The organism is Kineococcus arenarius subsp. arenarius (assembly GCF_050871845.1).
Taxonomy (GTDB): Bacteria; Actinomycetota; Actinomycetes; order Actinomycetales; family Kineococcaceae; genus Kineococcus.
In genome coordinates, this window is sequence record NZ_JBJLSE010000002.1 from 83,549 (window position 1) to 109,335 (window position 25,787).

The 25,787-nt window shown below is 77.1% G+C and carries 25 protein-coding genes; 2 read left to right on the top strand and 23 right to left on the bottom strand.

What is annotated here, in order from left to right; all coding sequences use genetic code 11:
* The first annotated feature begins 109 nt into the window (after positions 1-109).
* Positions 110-682, top strand: coding sequence for a murein hydrolase activator EnvC family protein (locus ACRYM0_RS01240; RefSeq protein WP_432501326.1), 573 nt, complete (start codon positions 110-112; stop codon positions 680-682).
* Between the two features lie 32 nt (positions 683-714).
* On the opposite strand, the gene whiG is transcribed toward ACRYM0_RS01240, so the two are convergent.
* Both whiG and ACRYM0_RS01250 read right to left on the bottom strand, forming a co-directional pair.
* Positions 715-1,617, bottom strand: coding sequence for an RNA polymerase sigma factor WhiG (whiG, locus tag ACRYM0_RS01245; RefSeq protein WP_432501470.1), 903 nt, complete (start codon positions 1,615-1,617; stop codon positions 715-717).
* Between the two features lie 80 nt (positions 1,618-1,697).
* Entirely contained in the window at positions 1,698-2,654 is a 957-nt protein-coding gene (locus tag ACRYM0_RS01250; protein WP_432501328.1) for a tyrosine-type recombinase/integrase, read from the bottom strand.
* 185 nt (positions 2,655-2,839) lie between these two features.
* On the opposite strand from ACRYM0_RS01250, the gene ACRYM0_RS01255 reads away from it, so the two are divergent.
* Entirely contained in the window at positions 2,840-3,187 is a 348-nt protein-coding gene (locus tag ACRYM0_RS01255; protein ID WP_432501330.1) for a histone-like nucleoid-structuring protein Lsr2, read from the top strand.
* A 63-nt stretch (positions 3,188-3,250) separates the two neighbouring features.
* On the opposite strand, the gene ACRYM0_RS01260 is transcribed toward ACRYM0_RS01255, so the two are convergent.
* The 21 genes from ACRYM0_RS01260 to ACRYM0_RS01360 form a co-directional block, all read right to left on the bottom strand.
* Positions 3,251-4,420 carry an RtcB family protein gene (locus ACRYM0_RS01260; RefSeq protein ID WP_432501472.1) on the bottom strand — a complete coding sequence of 390 codons (1,170 nt, stop codon included), beginning with the start codon at positions 4,418-4,420 and terminating at the stop codon, positions 3,251-3,253.
* A 161-nt stretch (positions 4,421-4,581) separates the two neighbouring features.
* Positions 4,582-5,790 carry a DNA-processing protein DprA gene (gene dprA, locus ACRYM0_RS01265; RefSeq protein ID WP_432501332.1) on the bottom strand — a complete coding sequence of 403 codons (1,209 nt, stop codon included), beginning with the start codon at positions 5,788-5,790 and terminating at the stop codon, positions 4,582-4,584.
* On the bottom strand, positions 5,787-7,346 hold the full coding sequence (locus ACRYM0_RS01270) for a YifB family Mg chelatase-like AAA ATPase (protein ID WP_432501334.1): 1,560 nt from the start codon (positions 7,344-7,346) through the stop codon (positions 5,787-5,789). The genes dprA and ACRYM0_RS01270 overlap by 4 nt, the downstream gene beginning before the upstream one ends.
* Positions 7,346-7,705: a YraN family protein gene (locus ACRYM0_RS01275; protein WP_432501337.1), complete on the bottom strand. Its 360-nt coding sequence runs from the start codon at positions 7,703-7,705 to the stop codon at positions 7,346-7,348. The genes ACRYM0_RS01270 and ACRYM0_RS01275 overlap by 1 nt, the downstream gene beginning before the upstream one ends.
* Before the next feature lie 110 nt (positions 7,706-7,815).
* A complete protein-coding gene (locus ACRYM0_RS01280) occupies positions 7,816-8,142 on the bottom strand; it encodes a DUF2469 domain-containing protein (RefSeq protein ID WP_432491671.1) in 327 nt (108 codons plus the stop codon).
* A gap of 7 nt (positions 8,143-8,149) precedes the next feature.
* Positions 8,150-8,905, bottom strand: a complete 756-nt coding sequence (locus ACRYM0_RS01285) for a ribonuclease HII (RefSeq protein WP_432501340.1) — start codon at positions 8,903-8,905, stop codon at positions 8,150-8,152.
* A complete protein-coding gene (gene lepB / locus ACRYM0_RS01290; RefSeq protein ID WP_432501342.1) occupies positions 8,902-9,657 on the bottom strand; it encodes a signal peptidase I in 756 nt (251 codons plus the stop codon). The genes ACRYM0_RS01285 and lepB (ACRYM0_RS01290) overlap by 4 nt, the downstream gene beginning before the upstream one ends.
* Complete coding sequence (lepB, locus tag ACRYM0_RS01295) at positions 9,654-10,319, bottom strand: signal peptidase I (protein ID WP_432501344.1); 666 nt, start codon at positions 10,317-10,319, stop codon at positions 9,654-9,656. The genes lepB (ACRYM0_RS01290) and lepB (ACRYM0_RS01295) overlap by 4 nt, the downstream gene beginning before the upstream one ends.
* Positions 10,320-10,483: 164 nt before the next feature.
* On the bottom strand, positions 10,484-10,846 hold the full coding sequence (rplS, locus tag ACRYM0_RS01300; RefSeq protein WP_432501345.1) for a 50S ribosomal protein L19: 363 nt from the start codon (positions 10,844-10,846) through the stop codon (positions 10,484-10,486).
* A 159-nt stretch (positions 10,847-11,005) separates the two neighbouring features.
* Positions 11,006-11,827, bottom strand: coding sequence for a tRNA (guanosine(37)-N1)-methyltransferase TrmD (gene trmD, locus ACRYM0_RS01305; RefSeq protein WP_432501347.1), 822 nt, complete (start codon positions 11,825-11,827; stop codon positions 11,006-11,008).
* Between the two features lie 2 nt (positions 11,828-11,829).
* Entirely contained in the window at positions 11,830-12,360 is a 531-nt protein-coding gene (gene rimM / locus ACRYM0_RS01310) for a ribosome maturation factor RimM (protein WP_432501349.1), read from the bottom strand.
* A gap of 103 nt (positions 12,361-12,463) precedes the next feature.
* The gene (locus ACRYM0_RS01315; RefSeq protein ID WP_432491658.1) at positions 12,464-12,703 is read right to left on the bottom strand and encodes an RNA-binding protein; all 240 of its coding nucleotides are present in this window, start codon (positions 12,701-12,703) and stop codon (positions 12,464-12,466) included.
* Between the two features lie 4 nt (positions 12,704-12,707).
* The gene (gene rpsP / locus ACRYM0_RS01320; RefSeq protein ID WP_432491656.1) at positions 12,708-13,070 is read right to left on the bottom strand and encodes a 30S ribosomal protein S16; all 363 of its coding nucleotides are present in this window, start codon (positions 13,068-13,070) and stop codon (positions 12,708-12,710) included.
* A 175-nt stretch (positions 13,071-13,245) separates the two neighbouring features.
* Positions 13,246-14,349, bottom strand: coding sequence for an amidohydrolase family protein (locus tag ACRYM0_RS01325; protein ID WP_432501351.1), 1,104 nt, complete (start codon positions 14,347-14,349; stop codon positions 13,246-13,248).
* Between the two features lie 22 nt (positions 14,350-14,371).
* Positions 14,372-15,952 carry a signal recognition particle protein gene (ffh, locus tag ACRYM0_RS01330; protein WP_432501353.1) on the bottom strand — a complete coding sequence of 527 codons (1,581 nt, stop codon included), beginning with the start codon at positions 15,950-15,952 and terminating at the stop codon, positions 14,372-14,374.
* 58 nt (positions 15,953-16,010) lie between these two features.
* Positions 16,011-18,395, bottom strand: coding sequence for a [protein-PII] uridylyltransferase (locus ACRYM0_RS01335; protein WP_432501474.1), 2,385 nt, complete (start codon positions 18,393-18,395; stop codon positions 16,011-16,013).
* Between the two features lie 46 nt (positions 18,396-18,441).
* The gene (locus tag ACRYM0_RS01340) at positions 18,442-18,780 is read right to left on the bottom strand and encodes a P-II family nitrogen regulator (protein ID WP_432501355.1); all 339 of its coding nucleotides are present in this window, start codon (positions 18,778-18,780) and stop codon (positions 18,442-18,444) included.
* Positions 18,777-20,108, bottom strand: a complete 1,332-nt coding sequence (locus ACRYM0_RS01345; RefSeq protein ID WP_432501477.1) for an ammonium transporter — start codon at positions 20,106-20,108, stop codon at positions 18,777-18,779. The genes ACRYM0_RS01340 and ACRYM0_RS01345 overlap by 4 nt, the downstream gene beginning before the upstream one ends.
* Before the next feature lie 243 nt (positions 20,109-20,351).
* On the bottom strand, positions 20,352-21,542 hold the full coding sequence (gene ftsY, locus ACRYM0_RS01350; RefSeq protein ID WP_432501479.1) for a signal recognition particle-docking protein FtsY: 1,191 nt from the start codon (positions 21,540-21,542) through the stop codon (positions 20,352-20,354).
* 93 nt (positions 21,543-21,635) lie between these two features.
* A complete protein-coding gene (locus tag ACRYM0_RS01355) occupies positions 21,636-21,920 on the bottom strand; it encodes a hypothetical protein (RefSeq protein WP_432501356.1) in 285 nt (94 codons plus the stop codon).
* Between the two features lie 141 nt (positions 21,921-22,061).
* Positions 22,062-25,775: a chromosome segregation SMC family protein gene (locus ACRYM0_RS01360; RefSeq protein WP_432501358.1), complete on the bottom strand. Its 3,714-nt coding sequence runs from the start codon at positions 25,773-25,775 to the stop codon at positions 22,062-22,064.
* Positions 25,776-25,787 lie beyond the last annotated feature (12 nt).

Genomic DNA, 25,787 nt, shown 5'->3' on the forward strand with positions numbered 1-25,787 from the left:
GGGCGGCCGGTCGCGCACCGGGGAGCCCCAGCCGCCGCGCCGCCGCCGCCGTCCACAGGGAGCAGCGGCGAGGGGGCGCCGGCCCCCTCGCCCGCGGCAGCGTGGCCGGGTGCCCTCCTCCACCGCCGCCGCCGCGCTCACCGCGGCGGCGGCCGCGGCGCTGCTCGCCGCGAGCTCCTCAGCGGGTCCCGCCGCGGACCCGGCGCGCCCGCCCGGGGCGGTCGGCTCGCCCGCGAGCGCCTCACCGCCGGCCCCGGGGGCCGGGGCGCGCTGGTCCTGGCCGCTGCACCCCCGGCCGGTGGTGCTGCGCGGCTTCGACGACGTCGCGCGCTACGCGCCCGGCCACCGGGGCGTCGACCTGGCCGCGGAGCCGGGGCAGCAGGTGCTCTCGCCCGCGCCGGCCACCGTGGCGTTCTCCGGACCCGTGGCGGGCCGTGGCGTGGTGGTGCTCGAGCACGCCGGTGGCCTGCGCACCAGCTACGAACCCGTCCTGGCCGGCGTGCCGGTCGGCACCCGCCTGGACGCCGGCGAGGCGTTCGCCGCCCTGGGCGCGGGGGCCCACTGCCCGGACGCGCCCTGCCTGCACCTGGGCCTGCGGCGCGGGGAGGACTACCTGGACCCCCTGGCGCTCCTGGCGCCGGCGGGCCCACCGGTGCTGCTGCCGCTGGGGCGGGCCGGGTGAACCGGGGCGGGTCGGGTGAACCGGCCGCCGGCTCAGTCGGTGTCGCTGAGCTTGCCGCGCAGCTGCAGCACGGCCTTGGTGTGCATCTGGCAGATGCGCGACTCGGTCACCCCGAGCACCCGGCCGATCTCGGCGAGGGTGAGGCCCTCGTAGTAGTAGAGGGTGACGACGATCTTCTCCCGCTCGGGCAGCTGGTTGACGGCGCGCGCCAGCAGGAACTTCGTCTCCTCGCCCTCGAAGGCCGCGACGGGGTCCTCGGCCCGGGTGTCCTGCAGGGTGTCGACGAGGGAGAGCTTGTCCCCCTTCTCCCCCGACACGCTCAGCAGCTCGTCGAGGGCGACCACGTTGACGTAGGACACCTGGCTGAAGATGTGGTGCAGGTCGGACAGCGGGATGCCCATCCGCACGGCGACCTCGGCCTCCGTGGGGGTGCGGTGCAGCTCCCCCTCCAGGGTGGCGTAGGTGCGCTCCACCTCGCGGGCCTTGCTGCGCACCGAGCGCGGGATCCAGTCGATGGCGCGCAGCTCGTCGATGATCGCGCCGCGGATGCGGGAGATCGCGTAGGTCTCGAACTTGATGGCGCGCTCGATGTCGAACTTCTCGATGGCGTCGATGAGCCCGAAGATCCCGTAGGAGACCAGGTCCGCCTGCTCGATGTTGGGCGGCAGCCCGACGCCCACCCGGCCCGCGACGTACTTGACCAGGGGCGAGTAGTGCATGATCAGCTTCTCGCGCACGAGCCCGTCGCCGCTGGCCTTGAACTCCACCCACATGGCGCGCAGCCGCGCCTCGGCCTCCTCCTGCTCGGGAGTGGCCGGGCCCTTGCCCCTGCGGCCGCCGAAGCGGGCGTTGGCCTGGGGCTGCCCCGCCGGACGGACCTCCTCGGGAGCCTGCTGGGGGTCGACCCCACCGTCCCCGTCGGTGACGACCTGCACGCCGCCGGCGCTGCCCGATCGCGCGGCCGTGGCGCTCTCGCGCCCCGATGGTGCGTCCACCGTGTCCTCCCCCCGGTGCGTCAGGCCCGCGGGTGGGCCTGACGGTGCGATCTCCGCAAGCGCTCCACGGAGACGTGCGTGTAGATCTGCGTCGTTGTCAGCGTAGCGTGACCGAGCAACTCCTGAACGCTACGAAGGTCGGCCCCTCCGTCCAGCATGTGCGTGGCGGCCGCGTGCCGCAGCCCGTGCGGGGACGTGGCGGGCACCCCGGGGGCGAGGGAGGACAGCCGGGCCACGGCCTCGCGCAGCTGCCGCTGGTCGGCGCGGGCGCCGCGCCGGCCCAGCAGCAGGGCCCGCCCCGAGCGCTCCCCCACCAGGCGGGGGCGGCCGTGCGCGAGCCAGCGCTCCAGCGCGTCGTGGGCGGGCAGCCCGTAGGGCACGACGCGCTCGCGCGAGCCCTTGCCCAGGACCCGCACGGTGCGCTGCCCGGCGTCGACGTCGTCGAGGTCCAGCCCCACGACCTCCGCCACGCGGCAGCCGGTGGCGTACAGCAGCTCCACGGCAGCGGCGTCGCGCAGCGCCAGCGGGTCCGGCCCGTCGCCACCCGCCGCCGGCGACGGGGCGAGGGCACCGTCCTGCGCGGCGCGCAGCAGCTCCTCCACCTGCCCGGCGCTCAGCACGTGCGGCAGCGGCGCGGACCGGCGCGGCGCCTGCAGCCGCAGGCCCGGGTCCGCACCGGCCCGCCCGGTGCGCGCGGCCCAAGCGGTGAAGGTGCGCGCCGCGGCGGCCCGCCGGGCCAGGGTCGAGCGGGCGTGGTCGCCGGCCGCGCCGGCCAGCCAGGCGCGCAGGTCCGCCAGCGACAGCAGGTCCAGGTCCAGGCACCCGTCGGCGTCGGCGGGCACGGTGGTGGTCAGCAGGTCCCGCACGTCCGAGCAGTAGGCGCGCACCGTGTGCGCCGAGCGGTTGCGCTCAGCGCGCAGGTGGGTCGCGAAGTCGTCCAGCAGGTCCTGCAGCCGCTGCCCGCGCACGTCGCTCACCGCCGCACCGTCCCCCGCCCGGCGCCGCGGGGCAAGCGCGGCGCGCCACCGCCGTCGCGCGGGGACGGGCGGAGGGCCGCGTGCCAGGATTGTCGGCGTCCGGACCGGTGTCGCGCAGCAGCGCACCGGGACGGCCCGGCGCGCTGCCGCGCGCCGGAGCGGACGGCACCAGGAGGAGCGAGGCAGTGGCGCAGCGGACGACGGTGGTCCTGACCGACGACGTGGACGGCGGCGAGGCGAGCGAGACCGTCCGCTTCGGGCTGGAGGGCACCCACTACGAGATCGACCTGAACGCCGAGAACGCGCAGCGGCTGCGGCGGGCGCTGAGCCTGTACGTCGAGCACGGCCGGCGCGTCGGCGGCCGGCGCAGCGCCCCCGCCGCGCCGGTCTCCTCTCCCCGCTCGGGCGAGGCGAGCGACGCGGTGGACGGCGCGGCGGTGCGGGCCTGGGCCAAGGAGAACGGCATCGAGGTCAGCGACCGGGGCCGCATCAAGTCCGAGGTCGTCGAGCGCTACAAGCAGGCCGTGGCCTGAGGACCGCCCGGGGCGGTGCGGGCGCCGCACCGCCCCGGGCGGGCGTTCAGCCGCCCTCGACGTTCAGTCGCCCTTGACGTTGACGACCTGGCGCAGCACGTGGCGGACCTCCACGAGGTCCGCGGCGTCGGCCATCACCCGGTCGATGTCCTTGTAGGCGGCGGGGATCTCGTCGAGGAACGCGTCGGTGTCGCGGTACTCGATGCCGCGCATGGCCTGCCGCAACTGCTCGCGGGTGAAGCGCTTGCGCGCCGCGGTGCGGCTGAACTCGCGCCCGGCCCCGTGCGGCGAGGAGTTCAGCGACTCGCGGTTCCCCCGGCCCACGACCACGTAGCTGGCCGTGCCCATCGACCCGGGGATCAGCCCGGGCCGGCCCGCCGAGGCGTCGATGGCGCCCTTGCGCGAGAGCCACACCGTGCGCCCGTAGTGCTCCTCGCGGGCGGTGTAGTTGTGGTGGCAGTTGATCCGCTCCTGCTCGCGCACGGGCTCGCCGAGGAACTCCTCGAGCCGGGCGGTGACCCGGTCCATCATCTCCTCGCGGTTGAGCAGGGCGAAGTGCTGCGCCCAGTACAGGTCCGCGAGGTAGGCGTCGAACTCCTCCGTGCCCTCCACGAGGGGGGCGAGGTCGAGGTCGGGCAGGTCCAGCCCCTCGCGACGGGCGCGCTCGCGCGCGACGCCGATGTGGTGCACCGCCAGCTTGTTGCCCGGACCGCGCGAGCCGGAGTGCAGGAACGCCCACACCGCGCCGTCCTCGTCCAGGGACACCTCGATGAAGTGGTTGCCCGACCCCAGGGAGCCCAGCGCCAGGCGCCAGCGGGGCACGAGGGACTCGCGGAACGCCGCGCGCTCGGGCTCCAGGCGCTCCAGCTCCGCCACGCGGGGCGCGGCCGTCTCGCTGACGACGCGGTTGGCCGCGCCGGCCGACAGCGGCACGCTGCGCTCGATGGACACCCGCAGCACCGACAGGTCCCGCCGCAGCAGGTCGGTGGCGGTGAACTGCGTGCGCACCGCGATCATGCCGCAGCCGATGTCGACGCCCACGGCCGCGGGGACGATCGCCCCGTCGGTGGGGATCACCGAGCCGACCGTCGCCCCCTTGCCGAGGTGGGCGTCGGGCATGAGCGCGACGTGCGGGTGGATGAACGGCAGCGTCGAGGTGGCCAGCGCCTGCCGGCGGGTCTGCTCGTCCAGGATCGACGCCCAGTTCAGCAGCTTCTCGCCCAGCTTCTCCACGTCCTGCCCCTCTCTGGTTCCGGTGACCTGCACCGGTTGCGCCGCAACGCCTCTCGCAGCGGGCACGAGGATCGACGGTAGGCGACGGGACCCGCAGGCCCCACCGGTCCTCCCTCCCCGCCTTCGTACCGGCACCCGGCCCCGGGCGCGAGCCGGGGCCCTCAGCGGCCCGACGGCGGGGTGCCCAGCCGCCACCCGGTCCCCTCGCGCACCGCGGTGCCAGCCAGTTCCAGGCGCCCCAGCACCGCGTGCACGGTGGCGACCTCGAGCCCCGCCGCCTTCGCGAGGCGCTCGGTGCCCGCCGCGCCGCGCCGCGGCAGCGACTCGGCGACGCGGAGCTCCTCGGGATCCAGCCCGTCGAAGGGGCGGGCCGCCACGGCGGGCTGCGCGGGCACCGGGGCCGTGCCCACCGGGGCGAGCAGTTCGACGGCCTCCTCGGCCGTGGTGACGCACACGGCGCCGCGCTCGCGCAGCAGCCGGTGGCAACCCGCCGACGCCGCGGAGGTCACCGGTCCGGGCACCGCCCCGACGGGGCGCAGCAGCCGCTCGGCCCGCTCAGCGGTCGACAGGGCGCCGGAGCGCCAGGCGGCCTCCACGACGACCGTGCCGGCGGTGGCGGCGGCGATCAGGCGGTTGCGCTCCAGGAAGCGCCAGCGGGTGGGCGAGGACCCGCAGGGCACCTCGCTGACCAGAGCGCCCCGCCTCGCCAGGCGCCCGAGCAGGGCGGCGTTCCCGGCCGGGTAGACGCGGTCGACCCCACCGGCGAGCACGGCCACGCTCGTGCCGCCGACGGCCAGGGCGGCGCGGTGCGCGGCCGCGTCGATGCCGAAGGCGCCGCCGCTGACGACGCCGAAGCCGCGGTCGGCCAGGCCCGCCGCGATCTCGGAGGTGACGTGCTCGCCGTACGGGGTACAGGCGCGCGACCCCACGACCGCGGCGGCCCGGCCCACGGCCTCGGCCAGGTGGGCGGGCCCGCGCACCCACAGGGCGATCGGCGCCCCCAGGGGGCGGTCGGGCCCGCCGTGGCGGGCCAGGTCGTCCACGCCGGTGGGCCACTCGTCGTCACCGGGGACCACCAGCCGGCCGCCGACGGCCCGGGCGTGGGCCAGGTCCGCGGCGGGGTCGGCGTCCTCCAGCCGGCTCTGCCAGCGCCGCGGGCCCCGGCCGGTGACGACCGCCTCCAGGGCCAGCGCGGCGCCGACCTCGGCCACCAGGGCGGCGGCCGCCGCGTCGCCCGGCTCGGCCAGCCGGCTCCAGGCCGCACGGGCGAGCCGCTCGTCCTCCAGCGCGGAGCGCAGTGCGGGCGGCACGCGGCGGACGAGCGGGGAACGCACGGGTGCGGCACCGGACGGGGTGCCGGGGGCGCTCACGCGCCCGCTCCGGCCAGGGGGCCGCCCACACCGCGCAGGGCCAGCGCGCGACCGACGTCGTCGCGGTCGGGGGCGGGCGCACCGCGCAGGTCGGCCACCGTCCACGCCACCCGCAGCACGCGGTCCACCCCGCGCAGGGTCAGCGCCCCCCGCTCCAGGGCCCGGTCCAGGTCGGCGGTCGCCGCGGGCGGCAGGCGCAGCGGGCCGCGCAGGAGCGGGCCGCGCAGCTCGCCGTTGCACCGGGCGGAGTGCGGGCGCAGGCGCTGCTCGGCGAGCGCACGGGCGGTGCGCACGCGGGCGGCGACGGCGGCGGTGCTCTCCCCCGCGCCCGGCTCGGCCACCTCGGCGCGGGTGACCGCTCGCACGTCCACCCGCACGTCGACGCGGTCCAGCAGCGGCCCGGACAGCTTGGCGGCGTAGCGCCGCCGCGCCTGGGGGGTGCAGGTGCAGTCGAGGGCCCTGCCGACGGCGCGCCCGCACGGGCAGGGGTTGGCGGCCAGGACCAGCTGGAAGCGCGCGGGGTAGCGGGCAGCACCGCGCGCGCGGTGCAGGACCAGTTCGCCGTGCTCCAGCGGCTGGCGCAGCGCCTCCAGGACGCGGCTCTCGAACTCCGGGGCCTCGTCGAGGAAGAGGACGCCGCGATGGGCGCGGGAGACGGCGCCGGGCCGTGGCACCCCGGTGCCGCCGCCGACGACGGAGGCCACGGAGGCGGTGTGGTGGGGGTCCTCGTAGGGGGGACGGGTGATCAGCGCGGGGGCGCCGGGGCGGGCGCGCAGGGCCCCGGCGATCGAGTGCACCGCCGTCACCTCCAGCGCCGCCTCCTCGTCCAGGTCGGGCAGCAGGCCGGGCAGGCGGGCCGCCAGCATCGTCTTGCCGGCCCCGGGCGGCCCGCTCATCAGCAGGTGGTGGGCGCCGGCGGCGGCGACCTCCAGGGCGAAGCGGGCCTCGGCCTGCCCGACGACGTCGGCCAGGTCCGGCACGGGCCGCGGGGTGAGCGCGGCGGGCGCCGGCGCGGCGGGCGGGTCCGGCAGCTCGTCGAGGGGCTCGCCGCGGTAGTCGGCGACGAGCTCGGCCAGCCAGCGGACCCCGCGCACCCGCACCCCCGGCACGAGCGCCGCCTCCTCGGCGGTGGCGGCGGGCACCACGACGGTGCGGACCCCCGCGCGGGCGGCGGCCAGCACCGCCGGCAGGACGCCGTCCACGGCGCGCACGCTGCCGTCCAGGCCGAGCTCGCCGAGGTGCACTGCACCGGCCGACGCCTCGGGGGGCAGCACGCCGGCGGCGGTGAGCGCGGCCACGGCCACGGCGAGGTCGAACGAGGAGCCGGACTTCGGCAGCGTGGCCGGGGACAGGTTCACCGTGATCCGCTGCTGCGGCAGGGCGAAGCCGGAGTTGGCGGTCGCCGCCCGCACCCGGTCCTTCGCCTCGTGCAGGGAGGCGTCGGGCAGCCCGACCAGCACGAACGCCGGCAGCCCGCCGGAGATGTCGGCCTCCACCTCCACCAGGTGCCCCTGCAGGCCGACCAGGCCGACGGCGAGGGAACGGGCCAGCGCCATCAGGACACCCCCCGCAGGTGCTGCACGAGCGGGGCTCCCCGCGCGGGCAGCGTCACCGCCACCACGTCGAGGCGGACGCCGGCCGGGCGCAGCCCGGGGTGGGCGCTGAGCCACTGGCCCACCAGCCGCCGCAACCGGGCGACCTTCGCCGGTGTCACCGCCTCGACCGCGCTGCCCGCGCGGGTGCTGCGGCGGGTCTTGACCTCGCACACGACCAGGCAGTCGCCGTCGCGGGCGACGATGTCGATCTCTCCGGCCGGGCAGCGCCAGTTGGTCTCCAAGACCGTCATCCCGGCCTCGGTGAGCCTGCGGGCGGCCAGCCTCTCGCCGTACCGCCCGACCCCGTCCTTCGCGCGCACGCGCACCACCTCCGGTGCGCACCCTCACCCGCGGCGGTGCGGGCGCCGGCGCCGTCCACAGCCTGCGGCCCGGCGCCCGTCGGCGCGCGGCCTGTGCAGAGCTCGGCGCGTCAGCGGTCGCGCAGTTGCGGGGTGTCGGGGACCTCGATGTCGCGCTTCTGCAGCTCCTCGACGTTGACGTCCTTGAACGTGACCACGCGCACGTCGCGCACGAAGCGCGCCGGGCGGTAGACGTCCCACACCCAGGCGTCGTGCAGGGTGAGTTCGAAGTACGTCTCCCCGTCACCGGTGCGCACCTGCAGGTCCACGGAGTTGGCCAGGTAGAAGCGCCGCTCCGTCTCGACCACGTAGGAGAAGAGCGACACGACGTCCCGGTACTCGCGGTAGAGCTGCAGCTCCATCTCGGTCTCGTAGTTCTCGAGGTCCTCGGCGCTCACGGGACCATCATGCCCCCCGCGCCCCGCCGTCGCGGCCGGCCGGGGGCGGCAGCGGCACCCGCGTGTCGACGGCGGCGCGCGGGGCCGGCAGGGCGGCGGCGGGCAGGCGCCAGCTGAGCCGGTGCTGCGGGCAGCGGCCGTGCGCGGCGATGGCCGCCAGGTGCCCGGGGGCGCCGTAGCCCTTGTTGGCCGCCCAGTCGTAGTGCGGGTGCTCGGCGTGCCGCCGCACCATGATCGCGTCGCGCTCGGTCTTGGCCAGCACGCTCGCCCCCGCCACGGCGGCGCAAGTGGTGTCGGCCTTGACGCGGGTGGTCACCGGTGGGGCGGCGCAGGGCGGCTCGTCCTCCCCCAGACCCGGCAGGGCGCCGGCCGGCGGGTCGCTGAGCCAGTCGTGGCTGCCGTCGAGGACGACCACCGAGGGCGGTTCGGGCAACAGCGCGAGCGCGCGGCGCCCCGCCAGGCGCAGGGCCGCGGTGGTGCCCAGGGCGTCGACCTCGGCCGGCTCGGCGTGCCCCACGGCCCACGCCACGGCCCAGCCCCGCAGGGCCGGCACGAGCGCCTCGCGAGCGGCGGGGGTGAGCAGCTTGGAGTCGCGCAGGCCCGCCGGGGCGCCGGCGGTGCCGGGGCCGACGACCAGCACGCCCACGCTCACCGGGCCGGCGAGGGCTCCACGACCCACCTCGTCGACGCCCGCCACCAGGTGGTGCCCGGCGCGCAGCAGGGAGCGCTCCAGGCGCAGGGTGGGAGCGGGGGCGGGGCTCACCCGACCCCCGTGCGGCCGGGGACCTGCGCGAAGGCCTCGGGCGTGCCCAGCCAGTCCAGGTGCGACAACGGCCACACGACGGCGTAGGCGCGGCCCACCACGTCCTCCAGCGGCACGAAGCCGCCGTACTGCTTGTCGCCGTTGTAGCGGGAGTCGGCCGACTCGGCGCGGTTGTCGCCCATGACCCACAACCGGTCCTCGGGGACGGTGACGTCGAAGGTCACCTGGCTGGGCTCGGCCCCGGGGAAGAGGTACGCGGTCTCGTCGACCGGCACGTCGTTGACGGTGACGCGGCCCTGCTCGTCGCAGCAGACCACGTGGTCGCCGGGCAGCCCCACCACCCGCTTGATGAGGTGCTCGTCGGAGTCCTCCGGCAGCAGCCCCACGAAGGTCAGGACGTCGGCGACGACGGCTCCCAGGGGCCCGCGCTCGGGCTCGGGGGTGTCGGTCAGCCAGCCGCCGGGGTCGGCGAAGACGACGACGTCACCGCGGTGCAGCGCGAACGGGCCCGGCGTGAGCTTGCTGACCACCACGCGGTCGCCGATGTCGAGGGTGCGCTCCATCGACTGCGAGGGGATGTAGAAGGCCTGCAGCAGGAACGTCTTGACGACCAGGGAGACGACCAGCGCCACCGCGACGACGAGGACGGTCTCGCGCACGGCGGCCAGCACGCCACCGCCGCGCGGACGGGCCGGGCGGGCCGCGCCGCCCTCCCCCGCGGGCTGCTGGCCGACCGCGTCGTCCGCGCTCACGCGCCCACCCCCCGGGCCACGGTGCCGATCTGCGAGGGCGGCCAGCTGACGGCCACGACGCGGCCCACGAGGTCCTCCAGGGCGATGGTGCCGCCGCCGGGCGCGGCGAGGTGGGAGCGGGAGTCCACGGAACGGCTGCGGTGGTCCCCCATCACCCAGACCCTGCCCTCGGGGACCTCGATGTCGAACTCGACGTCGCTGGCGCTGTCACCGGGGTGCAGGTAGGGCTCGTCCAGGGGCTCGCCGTCGACGAGCAGGCGCCCCTGCTCGTCGCAGCAGGTGACGCGCTCGCCGGGCAGGCCCACGACCCGCTTGACGTAGTCGCTCTCACCGGGGTGGAAGCCGAGCAGTCCGCCCACGGCCGCCCCCAGGGCGGCCAGGCCCTCCGGCTCGGCCGGGGACGGTGCGAAGGTGCCGGTGCCGTCGAAGACGACGACGTCGCCGCGGCGCACGTCCTGCGCGGCCACCCGCCAGACCAGGACGCGCTGGCCGGGCTCCAGGGCGGGGCTCATGGAGTCCGAGGGGATGGAGAAGGTCTGGACCACGAAGCTGCGCAGCACCAGCGCCACGAGCAGGGCCACGGCCAGGACCGCGACGGCGCGCCCGCCCCGGGAGGAGCGCCGGTGCGGGCGCGGAGCCGTCGTCGGGCGGGTGGTGGTCACGGTGCTCCTGGCTGCGGGGGTGCGGCGGTCGCGCTGCAGGCGGACCCCGGCGCGGTCCCGATGCTAGTGGCCGTCGGCGGTGCCGGTCCGGGCGGCGCGCGAGGGCCCGGCACGACGACGGGCCGGGCCCCGTGGGGACCCGGCCCGTCGTGGCGGAGGACCGCTCAGCCGCGCGGCGACGTGGAGTCGCGACGCTCCTTGATCTTGGCGGCCTTGCCGCGCAGGTCGCGCAGGTAGTACAGCTTCGCCCGCTTGACGTCACCGCGGGTGACGACCTCGATCTTCTCGAGAACCGGGGTGTGCAGCGGGAAGGTGCGCTCCACGCCGACGCCGAAGCTGACCTTGCGGACGGTGAAGCTCTCGCGCACGCCGCCGCCGGTGCGGCGGATGACGACGCCCTGGAAGACCTGGACGCGGGAGCGGTTGCCCTCGACGACCTTGACGTGGACCTTGAGGGTGTCGCCGGCGCGGAACTCCGGGACGTCGTCGCGCAGGCTGGCGGCGTCGACGGTGTCGAGCACGTGCATGGTGTCGCTCTTCTCCCCTGCCGGCGCCACAGGTCCCCGGCTCGGGCATCGGTCCCGCGACGGGTCTCTCCGGCCGGGTGCGCCCCCTGTGGCGGGCGCACCGCCCCGCCCGGGGGCAGGGGTCACCGGCCGTCGCGGCTGGTTGGTGTGGTCAGCTATTCAGTCTGCCACAGGGTCCGGGGCCGGATCGAACCCGTGCGCGCCGGGGACGTAGCCCTCCTCGGCGAGCACGGCCCGGTCCGCGGCGCTGCAGCGGACGGGGTCGAGGCGGGCCAGCAGGTCGGGGCGGCGCCTGGCGGTGCGGCGCAGCGCCTGCTCGCGCCGCCAGCGCGCCACCGCGCCGTGGTCGCCGCTGGACAGCACGGCCGGCACGTCCAGCCCGCGCCAGCTGGCGGGCTTGGTGTAGGCGGGGTGCTCCAGCAGCCCGTCGTGCTCGGCGGCGTGGCTCTCCTCGGCCAGGCTGGCGGCGTTGCCGACGACCCCCGGCAGCAGCCGGGCCACCGCCTCCACGACGACGAGCACGGCGACCTCCCCGCCGTTGAGCACGTAGTCGCCCAGGGAGACCTCGCGGACCCGCACGCCGCGCGAGCGGTAGTGCTCGGTGACGCGCGCGTCGATGCCCTCGTAGCGCCCGCACGCGAACACCAGCCACGGCTCGGCGGCGAGCTCCACGGCCACCGCCTGGGTGAAGACCTCCCCGACGGGGCTGGGCACCAGCAGCACCGGCCCGTCCCCGCCCGCGTCGCCGGGCGGGTCGGCCAGGACCGCGTCCAGCGCCTCGCCCCACGGCTCGGGCTTCATCAGCAGGCCGGCGCCGCCGCCGTAGGGGGTGTCGTCGACCGTGCGGTGCCGGTCGTGGGTGTGCTCGCGCAGGTCGTGCACGCGCACGTCGAGCAGGCCCTGGGCGCGCGCCTTGCCGATCAGGGACAGCGACAGCGGTGCGAGGTACTCGCCGAAGATGGAGACGACATCGACGCGCACCCTCAGGCCCCGTCCTCGTCGCCGGGCAGCTCGGCGAACAGCCCGCCGGGCGGGTCCAGGACGACCCGCCCGCCGGCCACGTCGACCGTCGGCACCAGGCGCTCCACGAAGGGCACCAGGACCTCGCGCCCGTCGTTCCCGGTGACGACCAGCAGGTCCTGGGCGGTGCCGGTGAGCAGGTCGGCGACCGTGCCCAGGGCGGTGCCGTCGACGCCCACCGCGGCCAGGCCCCGCAGCTGGTGCGGGTACCAGGCGTCCTCCTCCGCGCCGGCGTCCTCGTCGACGTCGGTCAGCAGGAGGGTGTCGCGCAGCGCCTCCACGGCGCTGCGGTCGTCCACCCCGGTGAAGGTGACGAGCAGCGTGCCGGTGTGCCAGCGGGCGGAGGCCACGGTGAGCGGGCCGCGGGCGGGCGGGTCGGTGCGCAGGAGCGTGCCAGGGGCGAAGCGCTCGTCGGGCGCGTCGGTGCGCAGCTCGAGGGTCACCTCGCCGCGCACGCCGTGCGGGCGGCCGATGCGGGCGACGACGTACTCCACGGCGGTCTCTCCTGGGCGGTGCTGGGGGGCGTGCAGCGGGGGCGGGACGCAGCGAGCGCCGGGGTCGCGGTCGGCGACCCCGGCGCTCACGGGTGGTGCGGGTTCAGCGGCGGTCGACCTCGACGAGGTCGACGCGGACCTGGCGCCCGGGGGCCAGGGCGCCGACGACGGTGCGCAGCGCCTTGGCCGTGCGGCCGGAACGGCCGATGACCCGGCCCAGGTCCTCCGGGTGCACGCGGACCTCGAGCAGGGGGCCGCGGCGCGACGTCTTGGACGTCACGCGCACGTCGTCCGGGTGCCCGACGATGCCGCGCACGAGGTGCTCGAGGGCGTCCGCGAGCACCGGGTCAGGACTCCGAGGCCGGGGCCTCCGCGGCGGCCGGGGCCGGGGACGCGGCAGTGGCCTGCTTGGTCGTGGTGGAGGGCTGCTGGTAGCGGCCTTCGGCACCCTTGGTGCCCTTGAACTTCTGCCAGTCGCCGGTGACCTTGAGCAGCGCGGCGACCTGCTCGGAGGGCTGCGCGCCGACCCCGAGCCAGTACTGCGCCCGGTCGGACTTGATCTCGATGGTCGAGGGGTGCGTCATCGGGTTGTAGACGCCGATCTCCTCGATGGCGCGGCCGTCGCGCTTGGAGCGCGAGTCCGCGACGACGACGCGGTAGAACGGCGAGCGCATCTTGCCGATGCGCTTCAGGCGGATCTTGACAGCCACGTGGGGAAGTCTCCGGTTCTCATCAGGGTGAGCCGCCACCACCCGGTGTGGGGACGCCGGCGGGCGGGGCTCGGGGACGCGAACGCTGCGGGCGAGAGGGTCCCTGGGCGTTCGGGTGCACCCGCCATTGTGCCAGAGGTGCGCCGCGACGCTCGACCCGCCGTCGGCACCGCCGTCAGCGCAGCGCCGAGCCCGCCACCGCGCGCCCGCGCAGCACCACCGCGCGCGGCCGGCGCAGCACGCCGAGGTCGGCGCGCGGGTCGCCCTCCAGGACCAGCAGGTCCGCGGCGGCGCCCTCGGCCAGCGCCGGGTGCCCCAGCCAGCGCCGCGCCGACCAGGCCGCCGCGTCCAGGGCCGCCGTGCGCGGCAGCCCTGCGGCCACCAGCTCGTGCAGCTCGTCCACGACCAGGCCGTGCGGCAGGACGCTGCCGGCGTCGGTGCCGGCGAAGACCGGCGCCCCCGCCTCGTGCAGCGCGGCGACGGTGGCGTACCGGCGCGCGTGCAGCGCCCTCATGTGCGCCGCGTACGCGGGGAACTTCGCCTGCCCGCGCTCGGCGATGCCGGGGAAGGTGGCGATGTTGACCAGGGTGGGCACCACCGCGACGCCGCGGGCGGCCACGGCCTCGACGGTGGCGGCGCTCAGGCCGGTGCCGTGCTCGATGCCGTCCACGCCGGCGGCGAGGAGGTCCTCGACGCCCTCCTCGCCGAACTGGTGCACCGTGACGCGGGCACCGAGCGCGTGGGCGGCCTCGACACCGGCGCGCAGCACGTCGGCCGGCCAGCAGGGAGCGAGGTCGCCGCGGGAGCGGTCGATCCAGTCGCCGACGAGCTTGACCCAGCCGTCGCCGCGGCGGGCCTCGGCGCGGACGTGCTCGACGAGGTCCTCTGGCTCGATCTCGTGGGCCAGCCCGCGCAGGTAGCGCTTCGTGCGCGCGATGTGCCGGCCGGCGCGCACGATGCGCGGCAGGTCCTCGCGCTCGTCGATCCAGCGGGTCTGCGAGGCCGAGCCCGCGTCGCGCAGCAGCAGCGCACCGGCGTCGCGGTCGGCGAGCGCCTGCGCCTCGCTGGTGGCGTCGTCCACCCACCCGGTGGGGCCCACCCCGACGTGGCAGTGCGCGTCCACCAGGCCCGGCAGGACCCAGCCCGCCAGCTCGGTGGTGCTCGCGCCGGCGGGGCGGGTGAAGGTCAGCCGGCCGCCGACCACCCACGCCTCGCCGCGCACCTCGTCCGGGCCGGTCAGGACCGGCCCGCTCAGGTGCAGCGCCTCGGTGCCGGCCACGTCCCCGCCCGCCCGGCGCGGCTCAGCGGCCGCCGAGGAACTTGTCGAAGCCCTTGGGCAGGTTCAGCTGCGAGGGGTCGAACTCCGCCGGCGGCTGCGGGGCCCCGAACGCCGAGCCGCCGTCGGGCTCGCTCGTGATCGCCCGCGAGGCCGCAGCCCGCTCCTGCTCGGCGCGCTTGGCCGGGTTGCCGGACTTGCCCTTGCGGCCCTTGGCGGCCGCGGCGCGCGCCTTCTGCTTCTTGGAGGCCCCGCCCGCCACGCCGGGCATGCCCGGGATGCCGGGCAGCCCACCGCCGCCGAGGCCCTTGCGCATCTGCCGCATCATCTTCTGCGCCTGCCCGAAGCGCTCGAGCATGTCGTTGACGGCCGAGGTGCTGGCTCCGCAGCCGGCGGCGATGCGGGCGCGGCGCGAGCCGTTGATGATGCGCGGCTGGCGGCGCTCCAGGGGGGTCATCGAGCGCACCATCGCCTCGATGCGGTCGAACTCGCGCTCGTCGAAGGCGTCGAGCTGGTCGCGCAGCTGGGCCATGCCCGGCAGCATCCCCAGCATCTTCTTGATCGAGCCCATGTTGCGCACGGCGTTGAGCTGCTGGAGGAAGTCGTCGAGGGTGAAGTCCTCGTCGGCGGCGAACTTGGCCGCCATGGACTGCGCCTGCTCGGCGTCGAACGCCTTCTCGGCCTGCTCGATGAGCGTGAGGACGTCACCCATGTCCAGGATGCGCGAGGCCATCCGGTCCGGGTGGAACAGCTCGAAGTCGTCGAGCTTCTCGCCGGTGGAGGCGAACACGACCGGCTGACCGGTGACCTGGCGCACCGACAGGGCGGCCCCGCCGCGGGCGTCGCCGTCGAGCTTGGTGAGGACCACGCCGTCGAAGCCGACGCCGTCGCGGAACGCCTCGGCGGTGGCCACGGCGTCCTGGCCGATCATGGCGTCCAGGACGAAGAGGACCTCGTCGGGGGTGACGGCGGCGCGGATGTCGATCGCCTGCTGCATCATCTCGGCGTCCACGCCGGTGCGGCCCGCGGTGTCCACGACCACGACGTCGTGGTGGTGGTGGCGGGCGTGCTCGACGCCGGCGCGGGCCACCGCGACGGGGTCGCCGACCCCGTTGCCGGGCTCGGGGGCGAAGACGTCCACCCCGGCGCGCTCACCGGTGATCTGCAGCTGGTTCACGGCGTTGGGGCGCTGCAGGTCGCAGGCCACCAGCAGCGGGCGGTGCCCGTTGTGCTTGAGGTAGCGGCCCAGCTTGCCCGCCAGGGTGGTCTTGCCGGCGCCCTGCAGGCCGGCCAGCATGATCACCGTCGGGGGGTTCTTCGCGAAGCGCAGCCGGCGGGTCTCGCCGCCGAGGATCGCCACGAGCTCCTCGTTGACGATCTTGACGACCTGCTGGGCGGGGTTCAGGGCCTGCGAGACCTCCAGGCCGGTGGCCCGCTCGCGCACCTGCGCGGTGAACTCGCGCACCACGGGCAGCGCGACGTCGGCGTCGAGCAGGGCCCGGCGGATCTCGCGGACCGTCGCGTCGACGTCCTCGGCGGACAGCCGCCCCTTGCCGCGCAGGGACTTGAACGTCGCGGTGAGGCGGTCGGAGAGCGTGGCGAACACCTGCTCAGCCTACGGGAGGCGCGCCGCGGCCCCGCCCGCCAGCCCGCCGCCCCGCCCGTCAGCCCGGCACCTCCGCGGCGTCCGACAGCGCGCGCACCGCCATCGCCACCCGCGGCGGCGTCAGCAGCCGCCCGTCCGCCTCGGCGAGGTAGAGGGTGTCCACCGCCTGGGCGGCGTACGTGGCCACGTGCGCGGAGCGGATGTCGATCCCCTCCGTGGCCAGCGCCCGCCCCAGCGCGTGCAGCAGCCCGGGGCGGTCGGCGGCGCGCACCTCCAGGACGGTGGCCCGCTCGGACGCGCCGGGCAGGATCACCACCCGCGGGTGCGCCACCAGCGAGCGCACCCCGCCGGTGGGCCGGGGGGTGCGCGCGTCGCGGGCCGCCAGCCGGTCCAGCAGGGCGACGTCGCCGGCCGCGATGCGCTCCAGGCCCTGCCGCAGCAGCTCCGCCACCGGGGCGTCGCCGGAGGGCGACTCCACCCACCAGGAGTCCACGGCCACCCCGTCCAGGGTGCGCACCAGCGCCGAGCGCACCAGCAGGCGGTGCCCGGCCAGCAGGCCCGCCAGGTCCGCGAACAGCCCCGTGCGGTCGCGCGCCACGACCCGCACGACGAGGAAGCCGTCGACCTCGCGCACGTCCACGCGGGTGGGGCCCCCGGCGGCCACGTCCGCGGCCAGCGACTGCTCCTCGGGGTCGAAGCCGGCCACGGCGGGCACCGGCTCCCCCGCCAGGCTGGCGCGCGCCCGGGCCACCAGGTCGTCGACCAGCCGCGCCCGCCACGGCGACCAGGCCGCCGGCCCGGCCGCGCGGGCGTCGGCCTCGGTCAGCGCCCGCAGCAGGTCCAGCACGTCCGAGCGCCCGTCCACGGCCGCCACGAGCGCCTCGACCGTGCGCGGGTCGTCGGGGTCGCGGCGGGTGGCCAGGTCCACCAGCGTCAGGTGCTCCGCGACGAGGCGCTCCACCACCGCCACGTCGCCGGGCTCCAGGCCGGCGCGCTCGCACACCCGGCGGGCCAGCGGCGCGCCGGTGCGCGCGTGGTCCTGCGCCCCGGCCACCTTGCCGATGTCGTGCAGCAGCGAGGCCAGCAGCAGCAGGTCCGGGCGCGGCACGTCGCGCACGAAGGCGCGCGCGGCCACCGCGGTCTCGATGAGGTGGCGGTCCACCGTCCAGCGGTGCACCGCGTTGCGCTGGGGGCGGTTGCGCACGGCCGTCCACTCGGGCACCCAGCTCTCCACCAGGCCCACCTGGTCCAGCTGCTCCCACACCGGCACCTGCGCCGGCCCGGCGGCCAGCAGCTCCAGCAGCGCCTCGCGGGCGGCCGGCGGCCACGGCGCGGGCAGCGGCGGGCAGGCGGAGACGAGGTGCTCCAGGGTGACCGGCGACAGCGGCAGGCCCGCGCGCACGGCCGTCGCGGCCGCGCGCAGCGGCAGCACCGGGTCCTGCGCCGGCACCGCCCCGGCACCCAGGACGACCTCGCCGTCGTGCTCGACCAGGCCGTGGCCCAGCGAGCGCAGCCGGGGGCGGCGCCCGGCGGCGCGGAAGCGGCGCGAGGGCGCCGACTGGCGGGCGCGACGGGCGGTGGTGTCCACGGCGGCGGAGACGGTGCGCGCGGCCTGCGCCAGCGCGGCCAGCATCAGGTCGGCGTCGGCGTAGCCGCAGACGACCGACACGGCGTCCTGCTCGGCCAGCACGAGGCGCTCGCCGGGGCGCCCGGAGCAGGCGTGCAGCCCGTCGCGCACGTCCAGCAGCACCTCGTGCGCGGCGTCGACGGCGCCGTGCGGGCGGTCGGTGAGCCAGGTGGCGACCAGCGCGCGCAGCGCGACCACGTCGCGCAGGCCGCCCCGGGCCTCCTTGAGGTCCGGCTCCAGCAGGTGCGCCAGCTCCCCGCACCGGGCGGCGCGCTCGGCCAGCGACTCCAGCACCTGCGGCAGGCGCCGCCGGGCCCCGGCCCGCCAGTCGTCCAGCAGGTGCCCGCGGGTGCGGGCCACCAGGCCGCCGTCGCCGGCGACCGCCCGCAGGTCCAGCAGCCCGACCGCGGCGGCCAGGTCCGCGCCGGCGACCTCGCGGCACTCGCGCGCCGTGCGCACCGAGTGGTCCAGGCGCAGCCCGGCGTCCCACAGGGGGTACCAGAGCCGGTCGGCCAGGGCCGCGACGTCGTCGGCGCCCAGGCGGCGCCCGTCGTGCAGCAGCACCAGGTCGACGTCGCTGGCCGGGCCGCAGTCCCCTCGGGCCAGGGACCCCACGCACGCCAGCGCGACACCGGTGGTGGCGCCGGCCGGGCCGTCGGGGTCGGCGAGCAGCTGCGGCAGCGGGGCGACGGCCCGGTCCCACACGTCGCGCAGGTGGGACTCCACGAGCTGCACCAGCTCGGCGCGGCGGTGCGGGCCGGGTCGCCCGGCCCGCACCGCCAGCGCGAGCCGCTCGGTGCGCAGGTCGACGCTCAGCGCCGCCCCCGCAGCCGCGCGGACCCGGTCGTGCCGGGAGGGGTCCTCACAGCGCGTCCGGCCCGTGCTCGCCGGTGCGCACCCGCACCACGTCCTCCACGTGCTGGGTCCACACCTTGCCGTCGCCGATGCGGCCGGTCTGGGCGCTCTTGACGACGACCTCGACGACGTCGTGGATGTCGACGTCGTCGACGAGGACCTCCACGCGCACCTTGGGGACCATGTCCACGGTGTACTCCGCGCCGCGGTAGACCTCGGTGTGGCCGCGCTGCCGGCCGTAGCCGGAGGCCTCCGAGATCGTCAGGCCCTGCACCCCGTAGGACTCCAGGGCGGACTTCACGTCGTCGAGCTTGTGCGGCTTGATGATGGCGGTGAGCAGTTTCACGCGGAGACCTCCGAGGACGAACCGGTGGTGTGACGGGCGTCGGGCCGCGGGGCGCCGCCGCCGTGCAGGCTGCCGCCCCCCAGGGTGCCCCAGTCGTAGCCGGACTCGGCGTGCTCGACCTGGTCGATGCCGGTCACCTCGTCCTCCTCGTCGAGGCGGAAGCCCATCGTCTTCTGGATGACGGTGCCGATGATCCAGGTCAGCACGAAGGAGAACACCAGGACGGCGACGGCACCGACGACCTGGCGCCAGAGCTGGTCCACGCCGCCGCCGAAGAACAGGCCGTTCACGCCGTTGGGGGCGGTGTCGGTGGCCAGGAAGCCGATGGCGATGGTGCCCCACAGGCCGCCGACGAGGTGGACGCCGACGACGTCGAGGGAGTCGTCGTAGCCGAGCTTGTACTTCAGGCCCACCGCCAGGGCGCACAGCACGCCCGCCACGACACCGATGACGATGGCGCCGACCGGGCTGACGGCCGCGCAGGCCGGGGTGATGGCGACCAGGCCGGCGACCGCGCCGGAGGCGGCACCCAGCGAGGTGGCGTGCCCGTCGCGGAACCTCTCGGTGAGCAGCCAGCCGAGGATGGCGGCCGAGGTGGCCACGAGGGTGTTGACCCAGGCGACCGCGGCGGTGTTGCCGGAGGCCACCGCGGAACCGGCGTTGAAGCCGAACCAGCCGAACCACAGCAGGCCGGCGCCGAGCATGACCAGGGGCAGGTTGTGCGGGCGCATCGGCTCGCGGCCGAAGCCCCTGCGCTTGCCCAGGACCAGGGCCAGGGCCAGGCCGGCCGCGCCGGCGTTGATGTGCACCGCGGTGCCGCCGGCGAAGTCGATGGCGGCCAGGCCGTTGGCGATCCAGCCACCGGTGTAGCCGTCGGCGTCGAAGGCGAAGACCCAGTGGGCGACGGGGAAGTAGACGAGCGTGGCCCACACCCCGGCGAAGACCATCCAGCCGCCGAACCGAGCGCGGTCGGCGATGGCGCCGGAGATGAGGGCGACGGTCAGGATGGCGAAGACGGCCTGGAAGCCGACGAACGCCATGCCGGGCAGGGTGCCGGACAGGTTGCCCTCGCCCATGAGGCCGGACAGCCCGAAGTACTCCAGCGGGTCGCCCAGCAGACCGCCGCCGACGTCGTTCCCGAAGGCCATCGAGTAGCCGTACAGGACCCACAGGACCCCGATCAGGCCGAGGGCGCCGAAGCTCATCATCATCATGTTCAGGACGCTCTTGGCGCGGACCATGCCGCCGTAGAAGAGCGCGAGACCGGGCGTCATCAGCAGCACGAACGAGGCGCTGGTGAGGATCCAGGCGGTGTCACCGGTATCCATGGGCAACGGGGCCTTCCGCGAGGCCGGCACGTGCCGGCGGGGGGGACGGGGTCGCCGCGGGAGTGCGCGGCGGGGCTGGTCGGTCGAGCGGGTCAACCGTGGACCCGCCCTGTTACGCCCGCGTCCACCGCGTGTTTCACACCGGTGACGAGCCCGGTGGTCGTGTGAACTTCGTGTTACGCGCCCCGGACGCGCAGGGCCCCGCCGCACGGGGTGCGACGGGGCCGGTGGCGGCGGGGCGGGTCAGGACAGCAGCGCGTCCACGAACGCCTCGGCCTCGAAGGGCGCCAGGTCGTCCGGGCCCTCCCCCAGGCCGATCAGCTTCACGGGCACGCCCAGCTGGCGCTGCACGGCGACGACGATGCCGCCCTTGGCGGTGCCGTCCAGCTTGGTGAGCACGATGCCGGTGACCTGCACGACCTCGGAGAAGACCGCGGCCTGGCGCAGGCCGTTCTGCCCGGTGGTGGCGTCCAGCACGAGCAGCACCTCGTCCACGGGGCCGTGGCGCTCGACGACCCGCTTGACCTTGCCCAGCTCGTCCATGAGCCCGGCCTTGTTCTGCAGGCGCCCGGCGGTGTCCACCAGGACGACGTCGGCGCCGGCCTCCGCACCGGCCTTGACGGCGTCGAAGGCGACCGAGGCGGGGTCGGCGCCGTCGCGCTCGGAGCGCACCGTGGGCACGCCGACGCGCTCGCCCCAGGTGGCCAGCTGCTCGGCCGCGGCGGCGCGGAAGGTGTCGGCGGCGCCCAGCACCACGTCCTTGTCCTCGGCGACGAGCACGCGGGCGAGCTTGCCGACGGTCGTGGTCTTGCCGGTGCCGTTGACGCCCACCACGAGGACGACCGCGGGGCGGTCCCCGTGGCGGTCGGTGGCCAGGGAGCGGTCCACGTCGGTGCCGATGGCCGCCAGCAGCTCCTCGCGCAGCAGCTCCTTCAGCTGGGCCGGCTCGCGGGTGCCGAGCACCCGCACCCGCTCGCGCAGGTGGTCGACGATCTCGGTGGTGGGACCGACGCCGACGTCCGCCAGCAGGAGCGTCTCCTCGACCTCCTCCCAGGTGGACTCGTCGAGGGTGTCGCGCGACAGCAGCGCCAGCAGGCCCTGGCCCAGGGCGGAGTTGGAGCGGGCCAGCCGCTCGCGCAGCCGGACCAGGCGCCCGGCGGCGGACGCGGGGCGCTCGGTGACCGGGCCGGCGGGCTCCTCGGGCAGCTCCACGACGTCCACGGCCCGGCTGGGCGAGTCGCGGGGGACCTCCGCGTCGTCGCCGACCCCGGGCAGGGGGTCGGTGTCCGAGCGCGGGCCGAGGCTGGAGCGGCCGGCCTGCTCCCCCGCGCGCGGCGGCAGCGAGGAGCGGCGCCGCCGCGGGCGCACCAGGCCCGCGACGGCACCGACCGCCGCGAGGGCGATCAGGACGGCGACGCCGATGAGGATGTCCAGGGTCTCCACGGGGGCCGATCCTCCCAGACCCGTCCGGCGGCGGACGCCGGCCGCCCCGGCGCGTCGGGCACCGCGCCGGTCGGGGGGTGCGCGTCAGCGGGCGCGGGCGGCCTCGGCCTCGTCGCCCGGGCGGGCCCGGTGCGCCGCCGACCGGTGGGCGAGGTGCTGGGCGAGGTGCTCGGCGCGCGCGCGGGCGCCCGCGCGGGCCTGGGCGGCAGCGTGCAGCAGCACCGGCGTCCAGCGGGCCGCGAGGGCGTCCAGGCGGGCCTGGAGCCGACTGCCCCGGGCGCGCATGGGCGGCGCGGCGACGGAGAGCAGGACCGCCAGCGCGAGTCCCACCACGAGGAAGAACGTCACGATCAGCGTCGTCATCACCACGGGAGCAACATTGCCCCCCGCGTCCCCCCTGCACCACCGCGCCACGACGATGTTGCCGCTCCGTGACCAACCCTTCGCAGATGCGTCACCACCCGGTTCCCGACAGCACCCGCCGACCGGGCCGGCGCGGGGACCGCCCCCTCAGGCCGGTGCGGCCTCGCGCAGCCGCTGGCTGACGACGGTGCTGATGCCGTCGCCGCGCATCGTCACCCCGTACAGGGCGTCGGCGATCTGCATGGTGCGCTTCTGGTGGGTGATCACGATGAGCTGGCTGGAGGCGCGCAGCTCCTCGAACAGCGTGATCAGCCGCGACAGGTTCGCGTCGTCCAGCGCGGCCTCCACCTCGTCCAGGACGTAGAAGGGGCTGGGGCGGGCGCGGAAGATCGCCACGAGCAGTGCGACCGCGGCCAGCGAGCGCTCCCCGCCGGACAGCAGCGACAGGCGCTTGACCTTCTTGCCGGCCGGCCGCGCCTCCACCTCGATGCCGGTGGCGAGCATGTCGCGCGGGTCGGTGAGCACCAGCCGCCCCTCACCGCCGGGGAACAGGCGCGGGAAGACCTGCTCGAACTGCGCCGAGACGTCCGCGAACGCCTCGGAGAAGACCCGCTCGACGCGCTCGTCCACCTCCTTGACGATGTCCAGCAGGTCCTTGCGGGACTTCTTCAGGTCCTCGGACTGGGTGACGAGGAAGGCGTGGCGCTCCTCCATCGCCGCGTACTCCTCCAGCGCCAGCGGGTTGACCGTGCCCAGCTGGGCCAGGGCCCGCTCGGCGGCGCGGCGGCGCTTGTCCTGCTCGGCGCGCACGTAGGGGCGCGGCTGCGGCGGCTCGTCCGGCTCGGGGTCGCCGGGGGCCGGCGGGGAGGGCGGCACGAGCTGGTCGGGGCCGAACTCGGCGACGAGGACGTCGGGGTCGGTGCCCAGCTCCTCGACCGCCCGGGTGCGCAGCGCCTCGATGCGCCAGCGCTGCTGGGCGCGGGCGACCTCGTCGGCGTGCCGGGAGTCGCCCAGGCGGTGCTGCTCGGCCGTGAGCGCCTCGACGGCGCGGCGGGCGGTGCCCACCTCCTCCTCGAAGCGGGCGCGGGCCGCCTCGGCGGCCTCGCGCAGCCGCGAGGCCTCGGCGGCGGAGGTCTCCCAGTGCGCCAGGGCCCGGTCGGCGCCCTCGCGCACCCCGGTGGCGACGCGGGCCTGCTCAGCCCGCCGGGCGCGGCGGGCGGCGGCCCGCTCCCGCGCCCGCAGCTCCTCGGCGGCCTGCCGCTCCAGGGCGTCGGCGCGGCCGGCCAGGGCGCGGGCGCGCTCCTCCGTGGTGCGCAGCGCCAGCCGGGCCTCCGTCTCGGCGCGGCCCAGGGACCGGGCGTGCTCGGCCAGGCGGTCGCGCTCCTCGGTGGAGGTGGCGGCGTCGTCGTCGTCGGGGGCGGCGGAGGCGGCCTCGTGGCGGGGGGGGGGGGGGGGGGGGGGGGGGGGGGGGGGGGGGGGGGGGGGGGGGGGGGGGGGGGGGGGGGGGGGGGGGGGGGGGGGCTGGGGGGCGGGGGGGGCGGCCGCCCCCCCCGCCCCCCCCCCCCCCCCCCCCCCCCCCCGGGCGCGGTCGGCCTCGAGGCGCTCGGCGACCTGGGCGCGGGTGGCGAGCGTGCGCTCGGCCTCGGCGGCCGCGGCGCGCACCGCGGCCCCCAGCTGGGCCAACTGCTCGGCGACGGCGTTCATCCGCGCGTCGTTCTCGTGCAGGCGCTCCAGGGCCGCCTCGACCCGGTCGGCGGCCTGCTCGCGGGCGTGCTGGGCGCCGGTGAGGGCGAACTGCGCGCGCTGCAGGCGGTGCTCGGCGGCACCGAGGGCGTCGGTGGCCTCGTCGACGGCGGCCTGCACCTGCAGCAGGCTGGGCGCCGAGGCGGAGCCGCCCGCCGCGCGGTGCGTCGAGAGCAGGTCGCCGTCACGGGTGGCGGCCACCAGGTCGGGCCGGGCGGCGACCACGGCGCGGGCCGCGTCCAGGTCAGCGACGACCACGACGTCGCCGAGCAGCCGCGCCAGCGCCCCGGCCAGCTCGGCGGGGGCCTTCAGCAGCGCCAGCGCGGGGCGGGCGTCCCCGGGCAGGTCCCCGGCGGCGGGGTCCTCGGCGGGGGTGGTGGAGGGCGCGCCGGCACCGGCCAGGACCATCCCGGCGCGCCCGGCGTCCTCGGCGCGCAGGTGCTCGATGGCGGCTGCCGCCTCGGCCGGGCCGGCCAGGACCACGGCGTCGGCGGCCGCGCCGAGCGCGGCGGCCACCGCCTGCTCCCAGCCGCTCTCGACCTCCAGCAGCGCCGCCACCGAACCCAGCACCCCGGACACGGCGGGCCCGGCGGCCAGCAGCGCCCCGGCGCCGTCGCCGCGCGCCAGCCCGATCTCCAGGGCGTCCTTGCGCGCGGCCCAGCCGGCCCGCTCCTGCGCGGCGGCGCGCTCCTCGGCGACGGCGGCCTCGCAGGCCGCCTCCGCCTCGGCGAGCGCGGCGGCGGCCGCCTCGTGCTCGGCGTCCAGGCCCTCCTCGCCCTCCTCGACACCGGCGACCTGGGTCTCCAGGGCGGAGAAGTCCGCGCGGGCGCGCTCGCGGCGCTGCTCGGCGTCGGCCAGCGCACCGGACAGCCGCTCCAGCTCCGCCTCGGCGGACTCCACGCGGCTGCGCGCGGCGGCGACCTGCCCGCCCAGGCGGGCCAGGCCCTCGCGCCGGTCGGCGGCGGCGCGCAGCGCGGCGGCCACCCGGCGGTCCTCCTCGGCGGCGGCGCGGTCGGCCTCGGCCCGGCGGGCCAGCACCTCGTCCAGGGCCGCGCGGTGCTCGGCGACCCGGCCGGTCAGCTCGGCCTCCTCCGCGCGCACCCGCGCGGCCGCGGCGGACAGCTCCTCCGGGTCGCGCCGGCCGGTCTGCTCGTCGGTCTCGGCGGCCAGCAGCCGCAGGCGCTCGGCGGCCAGCGCCCGCACGCCGCGCAGCCGCTCGGCCAGCGCCTGCAGGCGGTGGTGGGTCTCCACGGCGCGGGCGAGGTCGGGCGCGGCCGCCGCGGCGGCGGCCTCCGCGGCGCGCAACCGGCCGGCGGCCTCCGCGAGCTCGGCCTCCACCCGCTGCTGGCGCTGCTGCAGCGCGGCCTCGTCGGCCTCCTCGCGCTGCAGCGAGCTGGTGGCCTGCACGAGGTCGTCGGCGAGCAGCCGCAGGCGCGCGTCGCGCAGGTCGGCCTGCACGACCTGCGCGCGCCGGGCCGCCTCGGCCTGCCGGCCCAGCGGCTTGAGCTGCCGGCGGATCTCGGTGACCAGGTCCGCGACGCGGGTGAGGTTGCCCTCCATCGCGTCGAGCTTGCGCAGCGCCTTCTCCTTGCGGCGACGGTGCTTCAGGACGCCGGCGGCCTCCTCCACGAACGCGCGCCGCTCCTCGGGGGAGGCGTGCAGCACCGCGTCGATCTGGCCCTGGCCGACGATGACGTGCATCTCACGCCCGATGCCGGAGTCGCTGAGCAGCTCCTGCACGTCCAGCAGGCGGCACTGCGCGCCGTTGATCGCGTACTCGGAGCCGCCGGTGCGGAACATCGTCCGGGTGATCGTCACCTCGGCGTACTCGATGGGCAGGGCCCCGTCGGAGTTGTCGATCGTGAGGCTGACCTCGGCGCGACCCAGCGCGGCGCGCCCGGACGGGCCGGTGGTGCCGGCGAAGATGACGTCCTCCATCTTGCCGCCGCGCAGGCTCTTGGCGCTGTGCTCGCCCATCACCCAGGTCAGGGCGTCCACGACGTTGGACTTGCCCGAGCCGTTCGGGCCGACCACGCACGTGATGCCCGGCTCCAGGCGCAGCGTCGTCGCCGACGCGAACGACTTGAACCCCTTGAGGGTGAGGGTCTTCAGGTGCACGGGGAGGGAGCC

Excerpts from the sequence above, each read along its gene's own strand:
- ACRYM0_RS01270 (WP_432501334.1), bottom strand. The coding sequence starts at position 7,346 with ATGGCGCTGGCCCGTTCCCTCGCCGTCGGCCTGGTCGGCCTGCAGGGG.
- rplS (WP_432501345.1), bottom strand. The coding sequence starts at position 10,846 with ATGCACGTGCTCGACACCGTCGACGCCGCCAGCCTGCGCGACGACGTC.
- ACRYM0_RS01345 (WP_432501477.1), bottom strand. The coding sequence starts at position 20,108 with ATGGATACCGGTGACACCGCCTGGATCCTCACCAGCGCCTCGTTCGTG.